Source organism: Marinomonas epiphytica, from assembly GCF_054780655.1.
In genome coordinates this window covers 25,958-47,146 of sequence record NZ_BAAGVX010000002.1, presented here as the reverse complement: position 1 = coordinate 47,146, position 21,189 = coordinate 25,958, and the positions used below count along the sequence as shown (strand labels likewise).

Below are 21,189 nucleotides of genomic sequence, written 5' to 3'. Positions count from 1 at the left end.
TTACATCATCTTATTTTATTTATATGCTCTTTCACGCAGTTTGCAACATTAACCACACAACTCACTTCTAAATGAAAATGATGAGAACCTGATAGCCAGATGGATTCCACCTGTTTTATATGATTCATTCGAGAGCCAACCAGTGCTTTATTTGCTTGATACACTCCTTGCTCTGCGAACAAAGCCAGCACAGGGCATTGAATCTTCTGCAAGAAGCTTTGCACACTCTCCTCATCCATTCTAAAGGGCGAGGGTAACTTGAGTTTTTCATCATGGCGCCAGAACCATTGACCATCAGAACAGTGGCTAGATCGCTCCACCAGCAAACTTGCAGCAGCCTTAGTCAATTTAGTAAACCCATTGACACGGGCCAGCACCATCTCGTCTTGAGTTTGGTAAGGACGTTTTCTTTCTAACTTTGGACTTAACATCTTAATCAGAGAGCGCTGTAGAACATCAACCCTATCTTCTGACTGTGCGGTCAATGGGCCAACGTTATCCAACAAGATCAAACTTTTCACCTTATTAGGGCTAATAGCCGCAACTAAGCTTGCAACGGCACCTCCCATACTATGCCCCATCAATATCACAGGGGACGCAAGTTGCTCTAATAGCGCCACGACATCGAGCGCATAATCCCAAATATGATAGAAATTGCCCGCTGCCTTATGAGAAGAAAGGCCATGTCCTGCTAAATCCAGTGCTAATACAGCTTGGTTAGGAATTAACTGTGCTAGTGAACTAAAACTTGCTGCATTATCCAACCAACCATGCAAGGCCAACACCGTGGGTTGCTCTACGCCTTCACACGGATATAGACATGCGGCTAATTGACCATTAGGTAAATCATAGGCGAGCTCAACAACTTCTCTTTGCATCACCATTAATACTCAACATTTGGAGACAATGATCCACTAAATTGACCGCACGCCATGGCCACCACATCAAGATTAACCACGGCGAGTGTGGCCGTAGTCATGGCAAATTGGCGCGGCAGGGGCTGATCAACAAGATAATCCACAAATTGATGAGCAAAGGGTTGATGAGTCACCAATAAAATCCTTGCATACGGCAAATTCTGCAAATAATCTGCTACTAAGTGTTCTTGACCGTCTGGAGTAATGAGGTCAGAAGTAAGGTAGTGGAGCTCCAAGCCCTGCTGCTTAATAAACGCCTCTGCAGTTTGTTGCGCTCTAATATAAGGGCTTACAACAACCGCATCTAGCTTAACCCCTTGAACCTCAAACTGCTGCGCCACTGAACTCACTTCACGACGACCAAAATCTGTTAGTCGACGTTTTTCGTCTTCAACATCAAAGCCGTAAGGTTCCGCTTCACCATGGCGTAATATAAAAAGCGTTTTAGCCTTCTTCATCAGAGTCAACCTTTGGCCAAGGCTGGAAAGGGAATGGCTTCTCATCTGTTTTAAAAGACAAGAAAGCAAAAATTTGTTGTAAAAAAGCCCCTACTGACAAAAGCCAAGTAGATAGGGTCGTTGGCTTATGGGCTGATGCAAAGCGCACTACCCCGACTAACAATACTAATAAGCCAAAAACAGTGATGGCAAGATTTAGCACTGCCCAAAACACCAGCATAAAGATAATTCGAACCCAGTAACTTTGATCTAGATAACCTTGTTTAGCCATTATTTAGTTTCCTCATTCGTTGCAAACTCTACATCCCACTTTTGCTCACCTGTCATCATAGGACCAATAAGCGTTTCTAGCTTGGCCCCGTCAAAAATCAGCTTTGCTAAGCCCTCTGCTAAAGGCATATATAAATCATGCTTATTTGCTTCATCTACCACCATCCGCAAAGTATTCACACCTTCAGCAACTTCACCAATTTCAGCGATAGCTTCATCCAACTTCTTTCCAGAACCTAAGGCAAACCCAACTCGATAATTTCGGCTCAGCGGCGAAGTACAGGTGGCAATAAGGTCCCCCATTCCCGCTAAACCCAGAAAAGTCATCGGATTAGCACCAAAATGCACTGCAAAGCGACTCATTTCAGCCAAACTTCGAGTCATAATCATAGACATGGTGTTTTCCCCAACAGCAAGAGCCTTGGCTAAACCACAGACAATAGCATAAATATTCTTTAGGGCACCGGCCAATTCCACTCCCGTTTCATCTGCATTCTCATAAATACGAAAGGTTGGGGATTTCAATAATTCAATTGTACGTTGCCTAACAATATCATGACGGCTGGCAATCACACTTCCTGTCATATGCCCAGCTGCAATCTCCTTGGCTAAATTAGGCCCACTTAACACCCCGATTAATTCACTGGCAGAGTGACGGCGAAGAATATCGCTCATCAGCTCAAAGCGGTTAGGGTTAAAGCCTTTAGTCGTACTGATCAGTATTTTTTGTTCAGTCAATAACGGCTTAATTCGTTCTGCTACTTGTTCAAATGATTTGGAAGGTATAGATACAAAGACTGTATCACTCTCTAATATGGCTTGCTCTAGATTGCTTGTTGCCAATAACTCTTGATGTAAAGGCGAATTTGGTAAGTAGCGGCTGTTTAGCCCAGTTAGGTTAATTTCTTCAACCTGCTTTTCATTACGCATCCATTGGCTAACTTGATGGCCATTTTGCGCCATAATATTAGCCAATACTGTGCCAAAACTCCCACCACCTAACACACATACTGAATGTTTCATGTTGGCTCCTATTAATCATAGTCCTTTTTTAAGACGAACAACTCACTTCCAATGACTCTGCCCATTCAGGGGAACGCTGAGCTAATTCTTCACACATTTCATGCTCATCAAAGGGTGATTTTAAAACGCTAAGCAGTCTTCTGAAAGGCAGGTAGTCTCCTCTTTCAGCCGCTTCTATTACTTGATGGGCCAAGTAGTTTCTTAAAATATATTTTGGGTTAACTGCCAGCATTGAGTCTTGCTGTGTTTGCCAGTCTCCCTGTATAGCGCGGATTTTCTGATATGACTTAAGCCAATGCAACAACCGCTCCCTGTCTATCACCTCATCCAACAAGAGGGCAAACTGATCGACTTCCAAGTTACTGAGCAAGCGCCAAAATACACTATAATCTAATTTTTCAGCTGCCATTATTTCAAACAGTGGTGGCAACAAGCTGTCTAAAGCTTGCCCATCGTTTATTCCCAACTTCGCCAGCATCAGGTGCTCATAGGTCTGTTGCAAGGTAACTTCATAGGTTTGCAAGATGGCAACCAAATCATCTCTTTCTAAACGATGGGAGAAGCAACGCAATAAGCAATTTAAATTCCAAAGCCCGACACCTGGCTGTCGGTTAAACCGATAGCGCCCCTCGTAATCAGAATGGTTGCATATCCAATTGTCATCATACCCTTCCATAAAGCCGTAAGGTCCATAATCAATGGTCTCGCCGGTGATAGAAAAGTTATCCGTATTCATAACCCCATGCTGAAAGCCCAACGCCTGCCACCGTGCCATGAGCTGGGCGGTGCGAGACACAACCTCAATAAGCATGGCACAAATCGGATTAGGTTGGGACAAACATTGAGGGAAATACATCTGCAGCGTGTAGTCAATCAGCTCGTTAAGCTGCTGAGTTTTTCCTTGGGAATAAAAGTATTCAAAATGGCCAAAACGGATATGGCCACGAGCAGTACGCAACAACATAGCCCCCATTTCAGGGCGCTCTCGATACACCGCTTCTTTACTATCAAATAACGCCAATGCTCTTGAGCTGGGTACACCCAATGCATGCATAGCTTCACTAGCTAGGTATTCACGAATACTGGAACGTAAAACGGCTCGACCATCACCTCGACGAGAATACGGGGTTGGCCCTGCCCCTTTCATGTGCAGATCATACCAGAGACCGTCTTGCCCCTGTAATTCGCCCAATAAAACACCTCTTCCATCACCAAGTTGGGGGGTAAATCCACCAAATTGATGACCGGCATACACCATACTAAGTGATTTAAAAGCCGCTTGTTTACCGCTTAAAATATCAAGAGTTTTCTGGCACTTAAAATCGATCGATAAAAACTGCGCCAGATCAAGGTTGTACTCAACCAAGCGCTGTTGATGGAGGGGATGTATGCGCGTTTCACTGAAAAACGCGCCACCTAATTGATAAAAGTGGTGTTCCAACTGCATAACGACTCACTTTTTAAAGTTAGTTACGCCATGTATTCACAGCGAATGGGCTCACCTACTACTTTTTCAATTTCAGGAATTAAGAAAGCATCATCTTCACTTGCGAAACTCACAGACTTACCCATTTCACCGCCACGCCCAGTACGGCCAATACGATGCACATAATCTTCTGGATCTTCTGGTAGTGCATAATTCACCACCAACTCAACGTTATCAACATGTATACCGCGTCCTGCCACATCCGTAGCGACTAACACCTGAATTTGTCCTGCTTTAAAGCTTTTAAGGGTTTTTACTCGTTTATCTTGAGACACTTCACCAGACAAAATGGCACAATTAATGTTTGCCTTGCGGAGGCGCTCAAATAAATCACGAGTTTCATCACGACGATTAGCAAATATTATCGTTCTTTGCTCACCATTCTCTTCGATCAGCTGCTTTAATACCGGCCATTTTTGTTCAGCCTCAACGGTATAAATAACCTGTTCGATGTTCTTATTGGTGGCTTCTTTTGGCACAACAGACACTTCTTTTGGAAAGAAGGTCCACTGACGCGCTAAGGCTTGAATGTCTTTTGGGAAGGTTGCACTGAACAGCATGGTTTGGCGACGCTCTTTGTGAGGCGTCATACGGATAATACTTTTCACGTCTGGAATAAAGCCCATTGATAACATACGATCGGCCTCATCAAGAACTAGGCACTCAACTTTGTTAAGCATGACCTTTTTGCTACGTGCAAAATCCAAAAGTCGGCCAGGTGTGGCAACCAATATATCCACTTGCTCTGTTTCTAATGCCTGCTTCTGCTTTTCATAGCTCAAGCCACCAACAAGAGAAACAACATTCAGATGACAATTAGCGGTGAGTTTCACCGCTTCATCGGCAATTTGTAGAGCCAATTCCCGAGTCGGAGCAATAATAAGCCCCCGGGCTTGATTACTCGTCTTTTGCTCATCGGCAGGATAATCCAAGAAATCACTGATCATCGCAATCAAAAAGGCTGCTGTTTTACCTGTACCCGTTTGAGCTTGACCAATAATATCGTAGCCCAGCAGTGTCATAGGCAAAGTTTCCGCCTGAATTTCACTGCAATATTCAAACCCCATTTCGGCAATGGACTTAAGCACTCGGTCAGGCAGATTTAAATCGTGGAAACGCAATTTACCTTCCACCGAGTCAACTTGAAAGTCTTCAATAGACCACACTTTTTGCTGCTTATTCCCTGCTCCGCTCGCTTTAGGGCGTTTATTTTGACGTCGCGTGCGCTTCGGTTTTGCGCTCTTTTCGGGTGCTCTATCTTGTGTTTGATTTTCCATATTGGAATCTTAAATAATCTTTCTGTTAGTAAGTGAATAATCTTGCGGTGCAGTGTACCTAATTACAAAAACTTTATCACCCATAGGCAATAAGTTAATAGCGAAATGGCGGCAAACTGCCAATGAGTTGCTGACCATAACGTTTGGTTTTAAGGCGCTTGTCTAAAATATGAATATCGCCTTTATCTGTTTCGCTTCTGAGTAATCGCCCGGTTGCTTGAACCAATTTAAGTGATGCATCTGGAATGGTAATCTCCATGAAAGGATTACCGCCTCTTTTCTGTATCCATTCAGCCAAGGTCGCTTCCACTGGATCATCAGGAACCGCAAACGGAATTTTAGCAATATACACACAGGTAAGGTAATCTCCAGGTAAGTCGACCCCTTCCGCAAAGCTTGCCAAACCAAACAATAAACTCCCTTTACCTTCATCAATTCTTGACCTGTGAGCATCCAGAATCACTCGCTTAGACTGTTCTCCTTGTACAGAAAGAATTTCCTTAAGAGCGTCGCTCACAGCTAAGGCAACGTCTTCCATTTGCCGACGGGAAGAAAACAAAACCAAACTGCCTTTTTCCACTTCCACCTTAGCGTTAAGGTAGGCCACAATTTCCTTAGTATGAAGGTCGGCTTTATTGGGTTCATGCTCCATGTCTGGGACAATGAGCTGAGCATTATTGGCAAAATCAAACGGACTTAACACTCTCAAATATTCGCTATCTCTCGGCACACCTGAACGCATGTTAAAACGGTGAAATTGATTTAACGCCGTTAACGTAGCCGATGTTACAACCGCACCATAGCACTTATCCCAAAGTTGTTGGCGCAGGGTATTAGCAGCTAAAATGGGAGAACCACCCAATTCAATATCTTGCTCTAAGCCTTGCCCAAATAATGTAATCCAGCGTGCATTAGGGGGGTAATTTTGATCATCAGAAGCACTGTATAAACGCCACAGGGACACTGCCTGCTCCAAACGCCCCAAAATACCTCCTAAAATGGGCTGCCAGATCTCAGCCGTCTCTGAGGTCACCCCCATACCCTCATTTTGCTTCACTTTTTTGCACTCATCATGAATGCTTTCAATGTTGTTAAACAGTTTTTGATAGGCCGTTTGTAGACTGTAAGCTAATTGTTTGAGCTCATCAGGAATAACCCCAAACTCAAACCTATGCTGATTATTATCTTGGTCGAGCCCTAAACCTTGAATATAAGGCGCTAGGCCCTGCTGCACATACTGTATAAAGTTAACAATACTTTGGGTTTGTTGCGGGATTTTCATCAAAAGCTGCCCGGTAAGACTCACTTCATCGGTCAATTCCTGCTTTAAGTTAACCAAGTTCTTATCCAGTTGCCTAAGCCAGTTAATACTTTGCTGTAGGCGCACCTCATGGCGAAAATGCCCTATGGCCTTATCGGGTAAATGGTGCCCTTCATCAAACACATAAATGGTTTCAGCGGGAGGTGTCAAAATCGCCCCGCCACCCAATGATAAATCAGCCAGCACTAAATCGTGGTTTGCTACGATAACATCCGCCACCTCAATTTCAGCTCTTGCTTTGAAAAATGGGCAAACAGAGAAGTTTGCACAATTTCGATTAGTACATTGCTGGTGGTCGGTCGTCAGCCTACGCCAATCTTGCTCGCGAATGACCCCCTCCCAGTTATCTTTGTCTCCATCCCAAACACCATCTCGAATGGCGTCATCCATTTCTTGATAAAGCACAGTATTTACATCATCTGCTTGCAAGTGTTGCTCAAACAGCCCTGCAAACATATCTTCCATTGGCTGTTCATCCTGACTTAAATAGCCCTCTAAGTTATTCAAACAAAGATAACGCCCGCGCCCCTTTGCTAAGGTAAATTTAAAAGACAAATCCGTATCAGAGAGTAAATTTGGTAATTCTTTATGAAGTATTTGCTCTTGCAAAGCCACGGTCGCAGTTGAGATGATCAACTTTAAACCACGCTCTTTTGCTATAGGAACGGCGGCAAGGCAATAAGATAAGGTTTTACCCGTACCCGTTCCTGCTTCTACCACTGCGACATGCTGCTCGCCTAACCTCAATCCTTCGCTATCCTGCTTAATATTGCCAAGAGTACGAGCGATAGCGCCGATCATCTGCCGCTGCCCTAGCCTTGGTTTATGAGATTTCGCTTCTAATGAGGCTCGGTAAGCTTGGTGTATTTTTTTCTTTAGTTTATCTGTAAGCATCTAAAAAATTTGAGTAATAGTAATAATGCTGTATATAATAACAGTAACTGTATAAACAACCAGATGACTTATGATTAAATTAACCAAAAGACAATCCGACGTATTGGATACCATTCGCGAATTCATCGACGATACCGGCTTTCCACCTACACGTGCTGAAATTGCAAAACGCTTGGGCTTCAAGTCCCCTAATGCAGCAGAGGAGCATCTCAAAGCCTTAGCAAAAAAAGGTGCCATTGAAATTTTGACAGGCGCTTCTCGTGGGATTCGCCTAGTCACCCAAAGTGCTGACAACGACGAGGGCGACCTTGGTATTCCAGTCATTGGTAAAGTTGCCGCCGGCTGCCCCATTCTTGCCCAAGAAAACATTGACTCCCATGTCCAAGTTCCTGCCGCCATGTTTTCCCCTAAAGCCGATTACTTTTTATCAGTGTCAGGCACTAGCATGAAAGACATTGGTATTTTAGAAGGTGATTTGTTAGCTGTACATAAAACAACCGCCGTGCGTAATGGCCAGATTGTTGTCGCCCGGATTGGCGATGAAGTAACCGTTAAGCGCTTTGAGCAAAAAGGCAGTCAAGTTAAGTTAATCGCAGAAAATGACGATTTCAATGACATCCTTGTGGATCTAGAGAGTGAAGAATTTGCCATTGAGGGCCTTTCTGTTGGCGTTGTGCGCCAACACATCTAATAGCGGCCAATCAAAAAGGTCACCTTTACAAGGTGACCTAATCTTTCAACACTCAACTAAATTAATGCAAGATTTTCGGTCGCATATCAGCCATTTCAGCTTCCATTTGATCTACATCGTCTCCAAATGTGGCTTGATCAGAATAGACAAAATCAATTCCCGCATGAAACATACACTTCGCCAACTCGAAATAGCGATCTTGCAAATAGCTTTTGGTCTCGTCTGAGATCTTTAGTGTTACCAGGGCGGATGTTTCTTCACCATCTTCACTGGCAGGTCGTAAAACAATCTCACCGTCATCAAGCTCGACAATTTCCAAATAGGCTTCTTTCATATTAATACTCTGCAGATTCCTCTCTAAAACGTAACACCAATTCCACCAATTTGGATAAGTACAAGGCTGAGGCCGCACCATCATCTGACCCTTTACCAATCAAGTTATCACTCATTTGTACTGAGCTGGCAGCTCGACATTCAAACTGAACCTGATAAGCACGCTCAAGTTGCGACAACCACGAACCGGACTCATTCAATAAACTGGCTAACTCAGACAATACAGGAATCACCAACTGCTTTTCTTCAGCCTGTTGATACAACTGGCTGATATCAGTAGAAAAGCTTAAGCCATAACCTGCACACACTTCTTGCAACAAACCATTAAGCGCACTGCGTAACTGAAACACGGCAGAGCTTTCAAGGCCAGCACTAAGCCAAGTTTCTTCACAACTCTGGCTTTGCTGAATCAAGCGCCTTGCCGCATCCAACTTCTGGTTTGTAGCACTGGCAACACTGGCTCCTGTCATTTCTTTTTCTTACCTTCTTCAATGACCCATTGATTACCAACATAGAAGGCTTTCCAGCCTGTAGGTTTACCCTCAACTTCGGTCATAACATATTGTTCTTTAGTCTTACGGCTGTAACGTATGACCGTATTATTACCGTCAGAATCACTCACAGGTGCCGTCTTGAAGAAATGATACTTGGGATCAATTTGATCCATGTAAGGTAATATTTCTTTAACCAATGGCGCCCTTGTTTCTCGTTTACGAGGGAATTGACTGGCTGCTAAGAACAGGCCAGTTGCACCATCACGCAAAATATAATGATCTTCAACCTTCTGGCAGGCTAGCTCAGGCATTGGCACTGGGTCCATTTTTGGCGGTGCTGCCTCACCATTTTTAAGTAACTTTCGCGTGTTTTTACAAGTCTCATTAGTGCAACCAAAATACTTACCAAAACGACCTGTTTTAAGTTGCATATCTGAGCCGCACTTATCACATTCAAGTATTGGGCCATCATAACCTTTTATTTTGAATGCCCCATGCTCAATTTCATAACCTGAACACGCTGGGTTATTGCCACACACATGCAATTTGCGCTGTTCATCCATTAGGTAGCTGTCCATAGCAGAGGCGCAAATTGGGCAACGGCGTTTGTTTATGAGCGCCTTAGATTCGCCTTCTTCATCGTCTACTGCTACCGCCTCATCACCTCGGATAAGGTTAATGGTCGCTTTGCAGCGCTCCTTTGGAGGCAATGCATACCCTGAGCAAGACATAAAGACCCCCGTACTAGCGGTGCGTATCTGCATGGGTCTTGAACAGGTAGGACATTCTACATCCGTTGGTGTGGGCTCATTTAGCATCATTCCTTCTTCAGGATCTTCTGCTTTGGCGAGTACATCACTAAAATCTTTATAAAACGCATTAAGCGCTTTAATCCAGTTTTCACGGCCTTCAGCAATCTCATCCAATTGCTCTTCCATTTGCGCGGTAAAGCTGAAGTTCATTAATGAATGAAAGCTATCAACTAATCTTTCGGTAACAATATCACCCATTTTTTCTGCATAAAAACGACGATTCTCGACTCTTACATAGCCACGATCTTGAATCGTAGAAATAATTGCAGCATAAGTAGATGGGCGACCTATACCACGCTTCTCAAGCTCTTTAACCAAACTGGCTTCACTAAATCTCGCTACAGGCTTGGTAAAATGTTGCTCTGGCAATAATTCATTTAGGGTGAGAGTCTCCCCTTTCGCAACGTCTGGTAACGTATTATCCTCGCCTTTCTTAACCACACTTTGCATCGCTCGAGTGTAACCATCAAAACGAAGAATGCGGCCTTTAGCCTTCAATTCATAGTCACCAGAAGCCAAGGTAACCGTTGTAGAAGTGTATTCTGCTGGTGTCATTTGACATGCCATAAATTGACTGCGAATCAAGTCGTACAATCTATGTGAGTCTTTCTCCATACCTAATAAGTCATCAACACGAACGTTGATATCAGAAGGTCGAATGGCTTCGTGAGCCTCCTGGGCCCCTTCTTTACTAGAATAGCGAATGGGGTCTTTAGGTAAGTAGGCCTCACCAAAGTTTTTCTCAATATAGCCCCGTAAAGCGTCAACCGCCTCTGCGCTCAGATTGGTCGAGTCTGTACGCATGTAGGTAATGTAACCTGCTTCGTACAGTCTTTGTGCCAACATCATGGTTTTCTTAACACCAAAACCGAGGCGCGTGCTCGCTGCCTGCTGAAGGGTTGAGGTAATAAAAGGCGCAGACGGCTTACTTTTGGTGGGTTTATCTTCACGATTTGCCACAACAAACTCAGAGGAGTGTAAGCGTTTTACATGCTCATCAGATTGAGCTTGATTAACTGGTCGATACTCTTTTCCCTGATACTTAGTGGTCGCAAACTTAATAACATCTTTATTATTGGTCGCCAATAAAGCATCAAGCTCCCAGTACTCTTCAGGCACAAAAGCACGTATTTCTTTTTCGCGCTCCACAATTAAACGCACTGCAACGGACTGCACCCGTCCAGCAGATAAGCCTCTAGCAACTTTTGCCCATAAAAGTGGAGAGACCATGAAGCCCACCACGCGATCTAGAAAACGTCGCGCTTGCTGAGCATTTACCCTGTCCATGTCTAATTCTGAAGGTTCTTCAAAAGCCGCTTTAATGGCTTTCTTGGTGATCTCGTTGAACACCACTCGCTTGAATCTTGTATCATCACCACCAATGGCTTCACGCAAGTGCCAGGCTATCGCTTCCCCCTCGCGGTCCAAATCGGTTGCGAGATAGATGGTGTCAGCATTTTTTGCTAAGCGTTTAAGCTCATCAACGACCTTTTCTTTTCCTGGCAAGACTTCGTAATGAGCCGCCCAATCATTTTCAGGGTCCACGCCCATACGCGCAATGAGCTGAGCGCGTGATTTCTTTTGTTTGTATACACGCTTCTCTTCAGGGCTCATTTTACGAGTCAAAGCCGCTTGTTTTGCCCTTTCCTGAGGCGTTGATGTGGCCGTAGCTCCAGACGGCAAATCACGAATGTGTCCAACACTCGACTTTACCACGAAGTCACTACCTAGGTATTTATTGATGGTTTTCGCCTTTGCTGGCGATTCCACGATTACCAGTGATTTTCCCATTGAACTGAGTAAGCCTTCTATTAATTACGTCTATTCATTTGCGTAGTTACGTCTTTGGGCGCAGATATTAAGCAAACACCTTTTATATAACAAGAGATCCCTGTATTGTTTCGCACAATAAATCTTGCCGAAGCCAGTATTTCTTATTTACCATACTGAATTCATTGTTTAAGGACAATCATGGCCACTCTTCAAATTCTTACCATTATTTTTCTTTTAATCATTGTGATTCTGTCAGTGATCATAGGAACGCGGGCCCACCAAAAAGAAAAAGAAGCAACTGCACGCCGTTTCAAACAAATGCAACTTGCTAACCGTGCTGAACGCGTTGAACACCACATTAAAGGGCTCAAGGACCTTAATACAGACAGTATCGCCAGCGATGTATTGTATGACTTTTATCTAGACACATTACGCGAACTTCTGCAATACGCTGACGATCCTGAACGGGTTGAAGTTATGATCGCAAAAGCTGAAGAGGCTCGTGATAGTGAAATCAGAGCGTTCAACCCTGAAGCTGAGGAGCTCACCTTTCAAACTAAAGCAAACTACAAAGAGCGTTTAACCAAGGTCGCGAAAATGCTGCTTTTCTTACGTCGTAAAGGCCGCATCAGCAATAACCACTACCAAGAATGCTATGATTACTTACGTTGGCTCAATCTTTGGGTCCAATTGAACCGTCAACTTGTTCAGGCAAATAGCAACTTTAATGGTGGTGACAGTCGCGTTGCACAAACACTTTATGGGGTCATCTTGTCACACATAAAAGCTGACAGTATAGAAAGACCTGAGAAAAAAGCATTACAAGATTTTGTAGAAGCACGTATGAAGAAGCTATTAGCCCCCAGTATTCAAGCAGCCCAAGACGCTGAAAACCCAGATGAAGCGATTGTTGAACTACTACAGAACTTGGACTCCAGCACAGAAACACCAACAGTTAACAATTCAGAAAAATAAATTACATATTGTTTTCTGTTAACTGGTCAACAGGCAATTTTTCTAACATGGATAGCAAGTCATATAACTTTTTAACGTCTGCTTCTTGCCCTTTTTCGTGCCAATAGAAATCCACTGTTTTAGCCGTAACTTTAATGGCACAAAAAAGCCCAACACATTGTTTTAAAAGTTTTTTTTGTTTTTCATCCAAACTCAATCCATGGCTAACCCAACAACCATCTAGTAGCTCATGGTACTTCCATACTTCGAAAGGCAATATTAGTACCTCTCTAGCATCAAATTCGATCGCTTTATGGCGAAAAATAGAATAAGCACAAACATTTTGTTTGTTTGTTGTCTTGTCCCACTTGTCAGGGAGCTCAATTGAGGTAAGCTGAACACTAAGACCGTGTTGACGAGCCTGCATTCTTAACGACATTTTTTGTCTTTCACCTTTTGAAGGCAAAACCCAGAGTGCAGACCCCATCAAAGACAGGGTTATAAAAATCACAATAAAAACTGTCATATATTTCTCTTAAGGTGTTTAAAAGCCATGCAAACAAGTAGAGCAAAATTTGGAGGTATCCATGCTGTATAACCGAATCATTGTTGCTGTAGACCTAACGGATGAAAGCATACTCGTTGCGAATAAAGGTGTGGCACTTTGCCAAGCCACTGGCGCAGATCTCACCATTCTACACGTTATTGAATCACTAAATTATGCCTACGGTGGAGACGTTCCGATCGATGTGACTGACATCCAGTCCCAACTAAAAGAAACAGCGCAAGAAAAAATGGCCATTCTTGAAGCTCAAATTGACCTACCCAACAAAGAAACCTGCATTACCCAAGGCGGTATAGAAAACGAAATCCATCGTGTTGCTAAGGAGCAAAGTGCTGACTTGATTGTCGTTGGTAGTCACTGTAAACACGGTTTAGCCTTATTACTTGGCTCTACTGCCAGCGGTGTTCTTCATGATGCGCCATGCGATGTATTGGCCGTGCGCGTCAAAAAAGATTAGCCTTACTAGATAAAGCCCCAACCATATGGTTGGGGTTTTAGTTTGTTTAACACGCTAGCCCAACAAGACTAACGTCGCGCCCAACTAGTGCCTTCTCTACTGTCTAGCAACTCAATTCCTTGCTCAGCGAGTTCATCGCGTATTTCATCACTTCGAGCAAAGTTTTTATCTTTACGTGCTTGAGTACGCTCATCAATTAACGCTTGGATCTGCTCTTCAGACAAGCCTGCAACTATCGTTGAGTTCTGCAAGAAAAAGCTTGGATCCTGATACAGCAAACCAAGCAATTCTGCTAGGTCTTTCAACTCAGCTGCCAATTGCATTGCCTTGACTTCATCGTCTGTTTTCGCCTTATTCAGCTCACGCACCAGCTCAAACAATACCGACACAGCCACTGGCGTGTTGAAATCATCACTCATGGCCGCAACAAAGCGCTCAGTAAACTCTGTCGCTTCATAAGATTGCGCAACCTGCTGATTCCTCAAAGCGGTGTACAAACGCTCTAAGGCAACCTTAGCTTCATGCAAGCTTTGATCTGAATAATCGATTGGACTGCGGTATTGACTAGATACCATCAGGTAACGAATGACTTCAGGGTTAAACTTGGCCAGAACATCTCTAACAGTGAAAAAATTCCCTAAGGACTTGGACATTTTCTCGTTATTTACTCGAACTGCACCACAGTGCATCCAGTAATTAACATATTGTTCACCAGTACACGCCTCGGATTGAGCAATCTCATTTTCATGGTGAGGAAACTTAAGGTCAGGTCCACCACCATGTATATCAAAATGGTTCCCCAAGCAGTTAGTCGACATAGCTGAACACTCAATATGCCAACCTGGACGTCCAGCCCCCCATGGCGAAGGCCAACTCACCTCGTGCTCTTTTGCTTGCTTCCATAAAACGAAATCCGCTGGATGCTCTTTGGCTTCTTGCACATTAATACGAGCCCCAGCCAACATATCTTCAAGTTTACGGTTATTGAGTTTACCGTACTCCTTAAAAGCACTTGCACGATAATACACATCACCAGATTCACCGTGATAGGCAAACCCCTTATCAATCAGAGTTTGAACCATAGCAATGATCTCATCGATAAATTCCGTTGCTTTAGGCTCACGGTCAGGCATTTTATTACCCAACTTCAGTTCATCTTCTCGTTGCGCCGCGATCATTCGTTCGGTCAAGCTTTGCGTGGTTTCTTGATTTTCATTAGCACGCTTAATGATTTTGTCATCAACATCCGTGATATTTCTCACGTACGTCAAGTCATAACCTAAGTGACGAATAAAACGTGAAATAATATCAAAAGAGATCATCGCCCGTGCATGGCCTATATGACAGTAGTCATACACGGTGTTACCACACACATACATGCTAACCTTGCCTTCAACAATGGGCTTAAACTCTTCTTTTTGTCCTGATAAAGTATTAAACACTTTTAACATAATGGGTTATTTTCCCTTTGCTTCAATCTTCGCCCAAGAATCACGTAACGTGACCGTTCGATTAAACACCAGCTCATTCGCCTCAAGGTCACGACAGAAATAACCTTCACGCTCAAACTGATAGCCTTGCCCCTTAGCGGAGTCTAATAACGAAGGTTCTGCTTTGGCATTAGTCAACTGTGTTAATGAATCAGGATTAATAAAGTCTAAGAAGGTTTTACCTTCATGATTCGCGTCAGGGGCCTCTTCATTAAACAAACGGTCGTATAGATTAACCTGAGCAGTCACTGCATGCTTTGCACTGACCCAATGAATCACCCCTTTAGGCTTGTAGCCTTCTGGGTTAACACCCAAAGTATTTTCATCGTAACGGCACAGCAACTCGACTACCTCACCTGCATCATTTTTAATCGCTTGGTCACAAGTAATCACATAACCGCCCCGAAGACGCACGGCACCATCAAGGGTCAAACGCTTCCATTTTCGTGGTGGCACTTCGGCAAAATCGGCTTGATCTATGTAAAGTTCTTTACTAAATGGCACCTGACGGGTACCAGCTGCTTCATTTTTCGGATGGTTATTTACCGTGAAGATCTCTTCTTTATCCTCCGGGTAGTTTGTTAACGTTACTTTAATTGGCTTGAGTACTACCATGGCACGGTTTGCATTGGCATCAAGGTCCTCACGGATAGCGTGCTCTAACATTCCCATATCAACAACACTATCAGACTTAGTTACCCCTATACGGTCACAGAAGTTACGGATCGAATCTGGAGTGTAGCCACGACGGCGCAAGCCAGAAATGGTTGGCATTCTTGGATCATCCCAACCATGAACATGTTTTTCATCCACCAGCTGCTTAAGTTTACGCTTACTGGTTACTGTGTAGTTGAGATTCAAACGTGCAAATTCAATTTGTTTAGGATGCGCCGTACCTAACGTCTCAAGCACCCAATCATAAAGTGGACGGTGATCCTGAAACTCTAAAGTACAAACAGAATGCGTAATATTTTCCACAGCATCCGATAAACAGTGAGTGAAATCGTACATAGGATAGACACACCACTTATCCCCTGTTTGGTGATGATGCACATGGCGGATACGGTAAATTATAGGGTCGCGAAGGTTAATGTTTGGGCTTGCCATATCAATTTTGGCGCGCAACACTACTTCGCCGTCTTGATATTTACCGGCTTTCATATCAGCAAATAAAGACAGATTTTCCTCAACGCTGCGATCACGATATGGGCTGTTTTTCCCTGGCTCTTTCAATGTCCCACGGTACTCACGCATTTGCTCAGGGTTTAACTCACACACATAAGCTTTACCGGCTTCAATTAACTGCACCGCAAACTTGTATAAACTGTCAAAGTAGTCAGAAGCAAATTTGGGCTCATCTTTCCACTGAAAGCCTAACCAGGATACATCACGTTTGATTGAATCAATGTATTCAACACTTTCCTTTTCAGGGTTAGTATCGTCAAAACGAAGGTTACACTGGCCGTTGTATCTTTGTGCCAAACCGAAATTCAAACATATGGATTTGGCGTGACCAATGTGAAGATAGCCATTTGGCTCCGGCGGAAAGCGGGTCATTACTTCACCACCAAATAGCCCTGTTTCGTTATCTTTATCAATAATTTGGGTTATAAAGTTACCCGGTTTTGACGTTTCTGACATGATAGAGGTAAGTCCTAATCTATTTTGACTAATAGTATTTGATTCAGATAGAGGAGCGCCTTGTGCGCATCAACTCCATAATTGTTTGCTGAGCCGATAAGTATATCTGATTTCACGCTCAGAAAGACAATCACACATCTATTTTCTTGCAAGAAAACCTAATTAAAGAAGTACTTGCTGAGAAAAAACACTGCCACTCCTACACAAATGGTCAGTAACTGCTGTTGCCGCCAAATCCCCACCACTAATGAAGCGACGCCTCCTAATAGCCAAGGATTACTGATTGATAAATCAAACTCTTGGTTTGGCATAAAGACCATAGGTGAAATAATGGCTGTTAACACTGCCACTGGAACAAACTTCAAAGCACGCTCAACCCAGTCAGGCATTTTAAACTTATTCGCTCGCGCAAAAAGCACAAACCGCACACAAAAAGTCACTGCAAACATACCAAACAAAATACTTATAGCGTTAAGCACAGTCATTTGCTCCTCCCTGAACACTTTCCTTAGAGCCCAAACAATCACAAACATAGCCGATGGACACACCAATAAGGGCCGCTAGAAGCATGCCTAGATTGTTTGGCATAGTATGCAGCAACAAAGACGCTACCAAAGCAGACAACCCAGCCATAACAAAAGGAACACGTGTGAAATAAGGTGTCACAATACCAATAAAGGTTGCCACCATTGCAAACTCCAGCCCCCATTCACTCATCCCCGGAATGAGCTCACCACTTATCACCCCCAACAGTGTCGTGACATTCCACATTAAATAAAAAGAAATGAAAGAACCTAAATAAGCAAAATGACCATCCGTAGTATTCACTTGGCCAGAACGATACATTGGCCGTACGGCTGCATAGGTTTCATCAATCAAACCAAAGCCCATTAGCAAACGCAGTTTAAAAGGGAGGTGTTTTACAAATTTAACCATGTCTGCGGCATACAGCAAATGGCGCAAATTAACCACAAACGTGGTAAAAACAATCACCCAAATAGGTGCATCTGTTGCAATTAGGCCCAGCGCAACAAACTGGGCGGAGCCAGCAAAGACAATACTCGACATCGCCACAGCAAACCAAACACCAAGATCATTTGCCGCCGCCAAAGACCCAAACAGGAGACCAAATGGGGCACCGCCTGCCAACATAGGAATGGAAGCAAGCATCCCTTTTCTAGCTACTTGCATACTCATTGCTGCTCTCCCAATAACAGTTTCTCCATATAAACATCAGCTCTCTCGTACTGACTCGCTTGCGGAGGCGGCTTGAGTTCAAAGCCTCTTTTTTCATATAAAGCCATGGCCGGCTTTAGGCTTGATGCTGACTCTAACGCCACCTTTTTTAAACCCGCCTTCTCAGCGCGCGCAACAGCATGGTTCAACAACACTTCACCCACCCCTAAGCCTTGACAGTGAGTCACTACGGCAAGTTTTAAGACATTCATGACCTCACCTTGCTCCAACATCACAACCGAGCCAATCAAGCGGCGACTATCACGACTCACAGCCAGCAAAATACTGCCACCCTGATCATATATTTGCTCAGGATGTGTCAATAACGCTTTATCAAATTCGGTAATTTGCTCCGGAAAAAATTTAGTCAGCCAGCCCATATGAAGTGCTTCAAACTCCCGTTGATAGGTAGGCTGATACTCAAGAAAATCGAAAGGCTCAAGCCGATCTAGCACCTTACTAGCCAAGCCTGCTTTTAGAAATTCATGCTCTAGCATTTCGAGCGCTTCCATGAAATGCTCACTCGAAAAATGCAAGGTGCGCCTTAATACTTGCTCCATAGCTTGAAGAATCGGTTCTGCACTGCGCATGGCAGCAATAGCCGAAGAGGACAAACGCAATAAAAACTTGCGCTGATCTGTATCGTGAGGTTCTTTAAGCAGCAAACCTTCATGAATCATTTTATTCGTCTGTTTACTAACAGCCGGATGACTCAACCCCAAATGATCCGCTATGGCAACCACCGTCATTGCACCTTCAGCCTGTAGTAAACGCAAAATCGGGAAATAAGTCGACGAGATCGGTAACTCACATCTTTCATATAAAGACTGTACTTCTGAAAACAGGGTATCGCTAATACGCTTTAAACGACTACCCAATGAAAGCACTCCAAACTGTTGCATGAGATCTCCATAATATTATCCGTAACTGGTTACGGATAATATTATGGAGATCTCTGATAAGCAAGACACATTTACCCAATCGTCTGTTAAAATACGCTTAAAGAACCCCTAAGGAACTAACATGACCACCAAAGCTGTTGTCGTCTACTCAGGCGGCATGGACTCATTCACCGTTTTACACAAAGCATTAGCAGACGGACTTGATGTCCACGCCCTATCCTTCAATTATGGCCAAAAACATAGCAAAGAACTTGATGTGGCTAGCCGTGTTTGCGCCATGCACAACATCCCCCATAAAGTAGTCGACATTACTAGTATCACAAGCCTTATGTCTGGCTCATCCTTAACAGATGACATTGACATCCCTGAAGGCCACTATGAAAGTGAAAACATGCAATCCACAGTGGTTCCAAACCGCAACATGGTACTGTTATCCATGGCTATTGCTTATGCCGTATCACTAGAAGCAGAGCAAGTGCATTATGGTGCTCACTCTGGAGACCACCACATATATCCCGATTGCCGTCCTGAATTTGTTGAGGCGATGAACGCTGTCTCTAAAATTGCGAACTATCAAGCTGTTGAAATCGTTACTCCGTTTTTACAATCTGATAAAGCGCAAATTTTAGCGTCGGGGCTCGCTATGGGGCTAGACTACCAACACACTTGGACTTGTTATAATGGCCGCGAGCAGGCCTGTGGAAAATGTGGCGCTTGCGATGAACGTCTGGAAGCCTTCGCAGTATTAAATAAAAAAGACCCCCTTAAGTACGAACCCATTTAAATTTAGAAACTTGCTACTGGCATCCACAACCACAAACACATAAAATGCTCCAGACTTTTGAATTAGGCTAAGTTCTAATTAGTAACAAATTACATACTAAGGATTGAAAATGATCATTCTGCATACAAACCACGGCGATATCCATGTTGAATTGGATTATGAAAAAGCTCCAAAAACCGCTAAAAACTTTGAAGAGTACGTAACTTCAGGTTTTTACGATGGCGTTATTTTCCATCGCGTTATCAATGGTTTCATGGTACAAGGTGGAGGTTTTGAGCCTGGCATGACTCAAAAAGATACTCGCACCAGCATTGAGAACGAAGCAGACAACGGCTTGAAGAATGAAGTTGGCACATTGGCAATGGCTCGCACCATGGACCCTCACTCAGCGTCAGCTCAGTTTTTCATTAACGTGGCTGACAACAGTTTCTTGAACCACCGCAGCAAAACAACGGATGGTTGGGGCTATGCGGTATTTGGTAAAGTAACTGCTGGAATGGATGTGGTAAATAAAATCAAGGAAGTAAAAACCACCATGAAAAGCGGTCACCAAGACGTTCCTGTTGATGATGTAATCATCGAAAGTGCCGAGTTAGTTGCTGACGAAGCCTAATGACCCGCTATTTTATTTCAGATCTCCATCTGAGTAACAAACGCTTGGATCTCATCCAAGCGTTTGTTCGCTTATGTAAAGAACTAAACGCTCGCAATGAAAACGCGGAATTATATATCCTCGGGGATTTCTACGACGCTTGGATAGGCGATGACTTTCAAGCAGATTGGAACGACACTATTGAAGAAAGCCTCATTCACTTAACTCAAATCCGTGTCTTTTTTATTCACGGCAATCGTGATTTTTTGATTGGGAAAGAGTGGTGCCAACGCACTCACGTCACACAACTCGCTTCACAAAGTATTATTCTTAATGACCAACAGTCTGTTTTACTTTGCCATGGGGACGAGTTCTGTACCGATGATCATAATTATCAAGCTTTTCGATCCATGGTTCGCTCAGACCAATGGCAACAACAAATCTTAGCTCTTCCTATCACTCAACGAATTGAACTGGCAGCAAAATTGAGAGCCGACAGTCAAAGCAGCTCCAGTGAAAAAAGCATGGCTATCATGGATGTAAACCCAATTAGCGTAAAGGAAGACATGCATCGACATGATTGCCGCTACCTAATCCACGGGCACACCCATCGACCTTTTGTACACCAAGGTGATCGCACCCGTATCGTACTTGGAGATTGGGATGACAACATCTGGCTAGCCAGCTTAAATGGACAGCATTTCACCCAGTACAGCGCAAAAACTGAAGACTTTGTTTTAGAAGGAATGAGCGCTCTTAGCCTTAAGCACGACTTAGTGCTTGATTAAGAACATATAGATTCATTTAAAAAGCCGTTCT

22 protein-coding genes are annotated in these 21,189 nt (G+C 43.7%); 6 read left to right on the top strand and 16 right to left on the bottom strand.

Annotation, left to right across the window (positions count from 1 at the left end):
• Positions 1–5: 5 nt before the first annotated feature.
• The 7 genes from ACYVGZ_RS00640 to dinG all read right to left on the bottom strand — a co-directional run bounded on the left by ACYVGZ_RS00640 (position 6) and on the right by dinG (position 7,646).
• Positions 6–884: an alpha/beta hydrolase gene (locus ACYVGZ_RS00640; RefSeq protein ID WP_460749749.1), complete on the bottom strand. Its 879-nt coding sequence runs from the start codon at positions 882–884 to the stop codon at positions 6–8.
• Positions 884–1,375: a phosphohistidine phosphatase SixA gene (sixA, locus tag ACYVGZ_RS00635; protein ID WP_460749746.1), complete on the bottom strand. Its 492-nt coding sequence runs from the start codon at positions 1,373–1,375 to the stop codon at positions 884–886. The genes ACYVGZ_RS00640 and sixA overlap by 1 nt, the downstream gene beginning before the upstream one ends.
• Positions 1,362–1,646 carry a DUF4389 domain-containing protein gene (locus ACYVGZ_RS00630; RefSeq protein WP_460749743.1) on the bottom strand — a complete coding sequence of 95 codons (285 nt, stop codon included), beginning with the start codon at positions 1,644–1,646 and terminating at the stop codon, positions 1,362–1,364. Before ACYVGZ_RS00630 ends, sixA begins: the two co-directional genes overlap by 14 nt.
• The gene (locus tag ACYVGZ_RS00625) at positions 1,646–2,668 is read right to left on the bottom strand and encodes an NAD(P)H-dependent glycerol-3-phosphate dehydrogenase (RefSeq protein WP_460749741.1); all 1,023 of its coding nucleotides are present in this window, start codon (positions 2,666–2,668) and stop codon (positions 1,646–1,648) included. Before ACYVGZ_RS00625 ends, ACYVGZ_RS00630 begins: the two co-directional genes overlap by 1 nt.
• Before the next feature lie 28 nt (positions 2,669–2,696).
• Positions 2,697–4,115 (bottom strand): protein adenylyltransferase SelO, encoded by a 1,419-nt coding sequence (locus tag ACYVGZ_RS00620; protein WP_460749737.1) that lies wholly within the window; start codon positions 4,113–4,115, stop codon positions 2,697–2,699.
• Positions 4,116–4,138: 23 nt separating this feature from the next.
• Positions 4,139–5,431, bottom strand: a complete 1,293-nt coding sequence (locus ACYVGZ_RS00615; protein ID WP_460749735.1) for a DEAD/DEAH box helicase — start codon at positions 5,429–5,431, stop codon at positions 4,139–4,141.
• A 94-nt stretch (positions 5,432–5,525) separates the two neighbouring features.
• Positions 5,526–7,646: an ATP-dependent DNA helicase DinG gene (gene dinG / locus ACYVGZ_RS00610; RefSeq protein ID WP_460749732.1), complete on the bottom strand. Its 2,121-nt coding sequence runs from the start codon at positions 7,644–7,646 to the stop codon at positions 5,526–5,528.
• Positions 7,647–7,716: 70 nt separating this feature from the next.
• Between dinG and lexA the strand changes: the two genes are divergently transcribed.
• Positions 7,717–8,337, top strand: coding sequence for a transcriptional repressor LexA (gene lexA, locus ACYVGZ_RS00605; protein ID WP_460749730.1), 621 nt, complete (start codon positions 7,717–7,719; stop codon positions 8,335–8,337).
• Between the two features lie 61 nt (positions 8,338–8,398).
• On the opposite strand, the gene ACYVGZ_RS00600 is transcribed toward lexA, so the two are convergent.
• From ACYVGZ_RS00600 to topA, 3 genes are read right to left on the bottom strand one after another with little or no spacing between them, the layout of a single operon-like run.
• Positions 8,399–8,671 carry a hypothetical protein gene (locus tag ACYVGZ_RS00600; RefSeq protein WP_460749727.1) on the bottom strand — a complete coding sequence of 91 codons (273 nt, stop codon included), beginning with the start codon at positions 8,669–8,671 and terminating at the stop codon, positions 8,399–8,401.
• Between the two features lies 1 nt (position 8,672).
• Positions 8,673–9,140 carry a DUF6586 family protein gene (locus tag ACYVGZ_RS00595; RefSeq protein ID WP_460749724.1) on the bottom strand — a complete coding sequence of 156 codons (468 nt, stop codon included), beginning with the start codon at positions 9,138–9,140 and terminating at the stop codon, positions 8,673–8,675.
• Entirely contained in the window at positions 9,137–11,767 is a 2,631-nt protein-coding gene (gene topA, locus ACYVGZ_RS00590) for a type I DNA topoisomerase (RefSeq protein ID WP_460749722.1), read from the bottom strand. Before topA ends, ACYVGZ_RS00595 begins: the two co-directional genes overlap by 4 nt.
• Before the next feature lie 180 nt (positions 11,768–11,947).
• Between topA and ACYVGZ_RS00585 the strand changes: the two genes are divergently transcribed.
• Positions 11,948–12,724 (top strand): DNA topoisomerase I, encoded by a 777-nt coding sequence (locus ACYVGZ_RS00585; RefSeq protein ID WP_460749719.1) that lies wholly within the window; start codon positions 11,948–11,950, stop codon positions 12,722–12,724.
• 1 nt (position 12,725) lies between these two features.
• On the opposite strand, the gene ACYVGZ_RS00580 is transcribed toward ACYVGZ_RS00585, so the two are convergent.
• Entirely contained in the window at positions 12,726–13,229 is a 504-nt protein-coding gene (locus tag ACYVGZ_RS00580; RefSeq protein WP_460749717.1) for a hypothetical protein, read from the bottom strand.
• Positions 13,230–13,290: 61 nt separating this feature from the next.
• Between ACYVGZ_RS00580 and ACYVGZ_RS00575 the strand changes: the two genes are divergently transcribed.
• A complete protein-coding gene (locus ACYVGZ_RS00575; RefSeq protein ID WP_460749714.1) occupies positions 13,291–13,725 on the top strand; it encodes a universal stress protein in 435 nt (144 codons plus the stop codon).
• Positions 13,726–13,793: 68 nt separating this feature from the next.
• On the opposite strand, the gene cysS is transcribed toward ACYVGZ_RS00575, so the two are convergent.
• The 5 genes from cysS to ACYVGZ_RS00550 form a co-directional block, all read right to left on the bottom strand.
• The gene (gene cysS / locus ACYVGZ_RS00570; RefSeq protein ID WP_460749712.1) at positions 13,794–15,176 is read right to left on the bottom strand and encodes a cysteine--tRNA ligase; all 1,383 of its coding nucleotides are present in this window, start codon (positions 15,174–15,176) and stop codon (positions 13,794–13,796) included.
• A 6-nt stretch (positions 15,177–15,182) separates the two neighbouring features.
• Positions 15,183–16,856 carry a glutamine--tRNA ligase/YqeY domain fusion protein gene (locus ACYVGZ_RS00565; RefSeq protein ID WP_460749709.1) on the bottom strand — a complete coding sequence of 558 codons (1,674 nt, stop codon included), beginning with the start codon at positions 16,854–16,856 and terminating at the stop codon, positions 15,183–15,185.
• 158 nt (positions 16,857–17,014) lie between these two features.
• On the bottom strand, positions 17,015–17,341 hold the full coding sequence (locus tag ACYVGZ_RS00560; protein WP_460749706.1) for an AzlD domain-containing protein: 327 nt from the start codon (positions 17,339–17,341) through the stop codon (positions 17,015–17,017).
• Positions 17,328–18,053, bottom strand: a complete 726-nt coding sequence (locus ACYVGZ_RS00555; RefSeq protein WP_460749703.1) for an AzlC family ABC transporter permease — start codon at positions 18,051–18,053, stop codon at positions 17,328–17,330. Before ACYVGZ_RS00555 ends, ACYVGZ_RS00560 begins: the two co-directional genes overlap by 14 nt.
• On the bottom strand, positions 18,050–18,994 hold the full coding sequence (locus ACYVGZ_RS00550; RefSeq protein WP_460749700.1) for a bifunctional helix-turn-helix transcriptional regulator/GNAT family N-acetyltransferase: 945 nt from the start codon (positions 18,992–18,994) through the stop codon (positions 18,050–18,052). The genes ACYVGZ_RS00555 and ACYVGZ_RS00550 overlap by 4 nt, the downstream gene beginning before the upstream one ends.
• Positions 18,995–19,115: 121 nt before the next feature.
• Here ACYVGZ_RS00550 and queC point away from each other — a divergent pair, with 121 nt between their 5' ends.
• The 3 genes from queC to ACYVGZ_RS00535 all read left to right on the top strand — a co-directional run bounded on the left by queC (position 19,116) and on the right by ACYVGZ_RS00535 (position 21,158).
• Entirely contained in the window at positions 19,116–19,778 is a 663-nt protein-coding gene (queC, locus tag ACYVGZ_RS00545; RefSeq protein ID WP_460749697.1) for a 7-cyano-7-deazaguanine synthase QueC, read from the top strand.
• Between the two features lie 109 nt (positions 19,779–19,887).
• Positions 19,888–20,391 carry a peptidylprolyl isomerase gene (locus tag ACYVGZ_RS00540; RefSeq protein ID WP_460749694.1) on the top strand — a complete coding sequence of 168 codons (504 nt, stop codon included), beginning with the start codon at positions 19,888–19,890 and terminating at the stop codon, positions 20,389–20,391.
• A complete protein-coding gene (locus ACYVGZ_RS00535; RefSeq protein WP_460749691.1) occupies positions 20,391–21,158 on the top strand; it encodes a UDP-2,3-diacylglucosamine diphosphatase in 768 nt (255 codons plus the stop codon). The genes ACYVGZ_RS00540 and ACYVGZ_RS00535 overlap by 1 nt, the downstream gene beginning before the upstream one ends.
• Positions 21,159–21,189 lie beyond the last annotated feature (31 nt).

Coding starts and splice junctions, on each gene's coding strand:
- ACYVGZ_RS00600 (WP_460749727.1), bottom strand. CDS start 8,671: ATGAAAGAAGCCTATTTGGAAATTGTCGAGCTTGATGACGGTGAGATT.
- ACYVGZ_RS00565 (WP_460749709.1), bottom strand. CDS start 16,856: ATGTCAGAAACGTCAAAACCGGGTAACTTTATAACCCAAATTATTGAT.
- ACYVGZ_RS00625 (WP_460749741.1), bottom strand. CDS start 2,668: ATGAAACATTCAGTATGTGTGTTAGGTGGTGGGAGTTTTGGCACAGTA.
- ACYVGZ_RS00535 (WP_460749691.1), top strand. CDS start 20,391: ATGACCCGCTATTTTATTTCAGATCTCCATCTGAGTAACAAACGCTTG.
- lexA (WP_460749730.1), top strand. CDS start 7,717: ATGATTAAATTAACCAAAAGACAATCCGACGTATTGGATACCATTCGC.
- ACYVGZ_RS00615 (WP_460749735.1), bottom strand. CDS start 5,431: ATGGAAAATCAAACACAAGATAGAGCACCCGAAAAGAGCGCAAAACCG.
- ACYVGZ_RS00620 (WP_460749737.1), bottom strand. CDS start 4,115: ATGCAGTTGGAACACCACTTTTATCAATTAGGTGGCGCGTTTTTCAGT.
- sixA (WP_460749746.1), bottom strand. CDS start 1,375: ATGAAGAAGGCTAAAACGCTTTTTATATTACGCCATGGTGAAGCGGAA.
- dinG (WP_460749732.1), bottom strand. CDS start 7,646: ATGCTTACAGATAAACTAAAGAAAAAAATACACCAAGCTTACCGAGCC.
- ACYVGZ_RS00575 (WP_460749714.1), top strand. CDS start 13,291: ATGCTGTATAACCGAATCATTGTTGCTGTAGACCTAACGGATGAAAGC.
- ACYVGZ_RS00555 (WP_460749703.1), bottom strand. CDS start 18,053: ATGAGTATGCAAGTAGCTAGAAAAGGGATGCTTGCTTCCATTCCTATG.
- ACYVGZ_RS00540 (WP_460749694.1), top strand. CDS start 19,888: ATGATCATTCTGCATACAAACCACGGCGATATCCATGTTGAATTGGAT.
- ACYVGZ_RS00585 (WP_460749719.1), top strand. CDS start 11,948: ATGGCCACTCTTCAAATTCTTACCATTATTTTTCTTTTAATCATTGTG.
- ACYVGZ_RS00580 (WP_460749717.1), bottom strand. CDS start 13,229: ATGACAGTTTTTATTGTGATTTTTATAACCCTGTCTTTGATGGGGTCT.
- cysS (WP_460749712.1), bottom strand. CDS start 15,176: ATGTTAAAAGTGTTTAATACTTTATCAGGACAAAAAGAAGAGTTTAAG.
- ACYVGZ_RS00595 (WP_460749724.1), bottom strand. CDS start 9,140: ATGACAGGAGCCAGTGTTGCCAGTGCTACAAACCAGAAGTTGGATGCG.
- ACYVGZ_RS00630 (WP_460749743.1), bottom strand. CDS start 1,646: ATGGCTAAACAAGGTTATCTAGATCAAAGTTACTGGGTTCGAATTATC.
- ACYVGZ_RS00560 (WP_460749706.1), bottom strand. CDS start 17,341: ATGACTGTGCTTAACGCTATAAGTATTTTGTTTGGTATGTTTGCAGTG.
- ACYVGZ_RS00640 (WP_460749749.1), bottom strand. CDS start 884: ATGGTGATGCAAAGAGAAGTTGTTGAGCTCGCCTATGATTTACCTAAT.
- topA (WP_460749722.1), bottom strand. CDS start 11,767: ATGGGAAAATCACTGGTAATCGTGGAATCGCCAGCAAAGGCGAAAACC.
- queC (WP_460749697.1), top strand. CDS start 19,116: ATGACCACCAAAGCTGTTGTCGTCTACTCAGGCGGCATGGACTCATTC.
- ACYVGZ_RS00550 (WP_460749700.1), bottom strand. CDS start 18,994: ATGCAACAGTTTGGAGTGCTTTCATTGGGTAGTCGTTTAAAGCGTATT.